An 895-nucleotide genomic window follows, 5' to 3' on the forward strand; every position below is an offset into this window, starting at 1 on the left:
CGCTCGGCGGCGTACTTGTCCGTCCAGGCCTGGATGGCCGCGCCGTTCTTGGCGTCGAGCTCGCCGTGGCGGCTACGCGCCCACTCCTGGGCCGCGAGCAACCGGCGCTGCGAGGGCTGGAACGCCGGGATGACATGGCGGGCGAACAGCTCGTAGTGCCGCTGCGTGGCCTCCCAGTTGGCCCAGTCGTGCTGCATCATCATGTAGCAGCCGAACCCACCGGCCGACTGGTCCATCAGCCGCTGGATCTGGGTGATGGCCATGTCCGGCGTGCCGATGACGCCGAGCCCGGTCTCGTTGATCCAGGCGACCCGCTCCTCGAAGGTGTCCCCCACCGCCCGGAACGTGGGCAGCGCGATCGTCTTCTGGGTGTACTCGCAGAACACGTCCAAGCCGTAGCGGACGTCCTCGATCGCCTGCTCCTGGGTCTCGGCGATGTGCATCGGGCCGACCAGCCGCCAGCGCGACCGGTCGGTGGGCCGCCCGGCCTTCGCAGCCTCCGCCTCCAGCACGTCCCAGTGGTGGGCCAGCACGTCGAAGCCCTCCCGCGTGGTCGCCCCGAGCGACAGCAGCGACAGCCCGTGCTTGCCGGCCAGGATCGGTCCGGCCGGCGACGCGGTGGCCGCAACCGCGATGTCGAAGACCGGATCCGAGTACGGGGCCAGCTGCGTGGCGGCCTCGACCAGCTCGTACCGGTCGGTCTTGTGCGACACCCTGCCCTCGCCGAGCAACAGCCGCAGCAAGACCTCCAGGTCCTCACCGAGCGCGGGACGCAGGACGGACGGCTCCAGCCCGATCATCGCGGCGTCGGTGGGCAGCGAGCCCGGGCCCACGCCGAGCATCAGGCGCCCGCGCAGCAGGTGGTCGACGAGGATCGCGCGGTCTGCCACCCACA

General features: G+C 71.3%; 1 protein-coding gene. It reads right to left on the minus strand.

Annotated elements, in window-relative coordinates; all coding sequences use genetic code 11:
- Positions 1-895 (minus strand): LLM class flavin-dependent oxidoreductase (locus tag MMF94_RS43175; RefSeq protein WP_241043298.1); only part of this gene is annotated, 895 nt, incomplete at both ends.

Source organism: Pseudonocardia alaniniphila (genome assembly GCF_022524485.1).
GTDB classification, from domain to species: Bacteria; Actinomycetota; Actinomycetes; order Mycobacteriales; family Pseudonocardiaceae; genus Pseudonocardia; species Pseudonocardia alaniniphila.